Origin of the sequence: Cryobacterium sp. RTC2.1, assembly GCF_035018685.1 — a bacterium.
In the GTDB taxonomy this organism is placed as follows: Bacteria; Actinomycetota; Actinomycetes; order Actinomycetales; family Microbacteriaceae; genus Cryobacterium; species Cryobacterium glucosi.
Map to the genome: position 1 here is coordinate 1 of NZ_JASJXJ010000241.1, position 3,276 is coordinate 3,276.

General features: G+C 70.9%; 4 protein-coding genes. 3 read left to right on the forward strand and 1 reads right to left on the reverse strand.

Features of this window, described 5'->3' with window-relative positions; all coding sequences use genetic code 11:
* Positions 1-151: 151 nt before the first annotated feature.
* Positions 152-1,126, reverse strand: a complete 975-nt coding sequence (locus QN357_RS18350) for an EamA family transporter (RefSeq protein ID WP_241975365.1) — start codon at positions 1,124-1,126, stop codon at positions 152-154.
* Between the two features lie 117 nt (positions 1,127-1,243).
* Between QN357_RS18350 and QN357_RS18355 the strand changes: the two genes are divergently transcribed.
* From QN357_RS18355 to QN357_RS18365, 3 genes are all read left to right on the forward strand, one after another.
* Positions 1,244-1,966, forward strand: a complete 723-nt coding sequence (locus QN357_RS18355) for a hypothetical protein (RefSeq protein ID WP_134559205.1) — start codon at positions 1,244-1,246, stop codon at positions 1,964-1,966.
* A 100-nt stretch (positions 1,967-2,066) separates the two neighbouring features.
* A complete protein-coding gene (locus QN357_RS18360; protein ID WP_322189188.1) occupies positions 2,067-2,783 on the forward strand; it encodes a YcnI family protein in 717 nt (238 codons plus the stop codon).
* Positions 2,784-2,792: 9 nt separating this feature from the next.
* Positions 2,793-3,276, forward strand: a 484-nt coding sequence (locus QN357_RS18365; protein WP_323505329.1) for a copper resistance CopC family protein, incomplete at its 3' end; no start/stop codon positions are given.

The window sequence follows — 3,276 nt, forward strand, 5'->3', positions numbered from 1 at the left end:
GGCAGGTCCCGAGACAGAACTGTCAGCAAGGTCATGAGACAGAACTGTCAGATTGAGAACGAGACTTCACAGCCCCTAAAACGCGGTTTTAGGGGCCAAAAATGTACTCTCGCGAGACGGTTCGGGGCGAGGGGTGAGCGGATGCCGCGGGTCAGGCGAGTGCGAGCATCGCGGCCGCCGCGAGCGCAAGACCGAGGCCGACCCACTGCACCGGCGCGATCCGCTCCCTGAGCACGACCGCTGCGAGCAGGATCGTCCCGGCCGGGTACATCGCCGTCAGCACGCTGATCACGCTGAGGTCGCCGATCCGGATCCCGATGAGCAGCAGGAAGTTCGCGGCGACGTCGACGAGACCGCAGACCGCGGCGAGCGTCAGGCCGATCGTGAGGGTGGACCGGGAGCGCCGACCGGTGTGAGCGGGAACCGCGGCCGGGTCTGTTGCGCGAGCAGTGGCATCCGTCGCCCCGAAACCGGCGACGGCCACGCCCGTACTGCCGGCCCCCGCGAGCACCCGCCGCCGGCGCGCGGCGACGACGGCGAGCACACCCACGATCGAGAACATAATCGCGGCGTTGACCGCCCGGTTGAGCACGAGCGGTACGAGGCCGCTGTCGTCGGGGGTCAGGTCGATCAGGATCAGGAACGCGCCGATCATGACGCCGGACCCGATCGCCATCAGCACCCCGAGAGTCGTCGGCCGCACCGCGCCCTTCTCCGGCACGAAGCCCACGAGCACGACCGCGACGAGCGCGAGACCGAGGGCGGCGTATCCGACCGGCGCGAGCCGTTCGCCGCCGACGAGGCCGGCGGTCATCGGCACGACCGCCGAGACCACGGCGGTCAGGGGCGAGAGGATGCTCATCGGACCGATCGCGAGGCACGCATACAGGAGGGAGATCGCGATCGCACCGGTCACCCCCGAGAGCGCACCCCAGAGCACGGCGTCCGGCGACCAGACGCCTCCCACGAACGGCAGGGCGACGAGCAGGACCAGCAGCCCGGAGCTCGCGGCGACCGCGGTGACGAGCACCGAACTGAGCCGCTTGGCCGCGAGGCCGCCGAGAAAGTCGGCGCTCCCGTAGATGAGGGCGCCGGCGAGTCCGACCAGGGCGGTGAGCATAGGCATCCAGCCTATGCGAGCTGCGCAGCCAGGCCCAGGCTCATGCACCGGGCGCACGCACCGGGCACACGCCGGCGATTCCGGCACAGGTATGGTGGGAGCGACACGGCCGGAGGAGGAACGATGACCGCACGCTGGGCACGGTTCGCTCGCGGCTGGTATATCGCAGGTTTCGCGACCTTCGTCGCGGCACTGTCGCACACCCTCGGTGGCGGCGCAGCCCCCGGTCTCCTTCCCGTCGTCATCTCCCTCGCGTTCGCCGGCATCGTCTGCATCGGCCTCGCCGGCCGCGCTGCCTCCCTCTGGCGTACCACGGCGGCCGTGCTCACGAGCCAGCTGATCTTCCACGGCCTGTTCTCCCTCGGCGCATCCGGCGGTTCCCTGCGAACGGATGCCCCGGCCGGCACCCTGCCCGCCCACAGTCACGCGGCGGGTTCCGCCCTGCTCTCGGTGCAGTCGGGCGCGACGACCGCGCCCGGACTGTCCGGCGTCTCCGGACTGTCCGGCGTCCCCGGACTGTCCGGCGCCCACGCAGCCCTGCCGATGGCCGGCATGACCGGCATGTCCGCAGCCCCCCTCGACGCGGCCCTGATGTCGCTCGCGCACCTGCTGGCGGCCGTCGTGACGATCGTCGCCCTCCGGCATGGCGAACGTGCGTTCGGCATCCTCGTCGCGGCGGCGCGACTCGTCGTCCGCAGGGTCCTGGTCGCCAGCAGCCTGCCGGTCCGCGCTCGCACGGCGCACCGCGTCCCGGCGCCGACGCTCGTCTTCCTGCCCCGAGACCTCGGGGTGCTCCTGTCCGTGATGCGGCACCGCGGCCCGCCGGAGACCCTGCGTTTCGCCTAGACCAGACCGTTTTGCTTTTCGCTCCGAACCAGGGGCAGTCGCGTGCGCTGCAGCCCGATGCCCCGGTTGTTCGGTGCCGCCAACTATCTAAGGAACCACAGTGACGTTCAAGACCACCGCCCTCGCGGCATCCGCCCTGCTCGCCGGCGGCATTCTCGCCCTTGCCGCGCCGCTCTCCGCGAGCGCCCACATCGACATCGACCCGTCCTCGGCCGCGGCCGGCTCGTACTCCGTGCTGAGCTTCGCGCTCCCGCACGGCTGCGCCGGATCACCCACGACCTCCATCAGCATCGCCATCCCGGAGAGCGTCGTCAGTGTCACGCCGACGGTCAACCCCAACTGGTCCGTCGAGAAGACCTCCACTCCGCTCGCGACCCCGCTGACGGACGAGGACGGCACCTCGATCACCGACAGGATCGGCGCCGTCGTATACACCGCGATCACCCCGATGGCCGACGGCCTGCGGACGACATTCGACCTCAGCCTGCAGATCCCCACGGATGCGGCCGGCACGACCCTCGAGTTCCCCGTCGTGCAGACCTGTGTCACCGGTTCGACGAACTGGGACGCCCATACCGTCGACGGTGAGGCCGAACCGGAGCACCCGGCGCCGTCGGTCGCCGTCACAGCGGCCCTCGCCTCCGATGAGCACGGCGCCGCCCACACCGACACCACCACCGAAGCGAGCTCCGAATCGGCCGATGCCGCGGCATCCGCCCCCGACGTGCTCGCCCGGGTGCTCGGAGTCGGCGGCCTTGTCGTCGGCGTCGTGGGCCTCGTGCTCGCGATCACCGCCCGTCGCAAGCACTCGGCTTAGGAGAGAACCATGCGAAGCAACCACGTCCGCGACTGGTCCCTGCGCGCGCTCGGTGTCGCGGCCGTGGTTGCCGCGACGCTGGGGTTCTCCGCCGCCCCGGCGTCCGCGCACAACTATCCGGTCGGGTACGCGCCCGCGGAGAACTCGGTCGTGACCGAGCAGCCAGGCCACTTCACCATCACCACAAACGACGCCCTGCTGAACCTCGACGGCACCGGAACCGGCAACGCCATGCGCATCAGCGGTCCGACCTCCGCACCCCTCTATTACGGCGACGGATGCGTCACCCTGTTCGGCCCGAAGCTCGAGACCACGGCCCAGCTCGGCCAGCCGGGGGAGTACACGGTGACCTGGCAGGTCGTCTCGACCGACGGCCACCCGGTCTCGGGCAGCTACACCTTCACCTGGCAGCCCGCCACCGGCCAGGTGCTCGCGCAGGGCCTCGCCGCCGCCCCGACCTGCGGCGCCGCCACCCCCACGGACACCCCAGGTG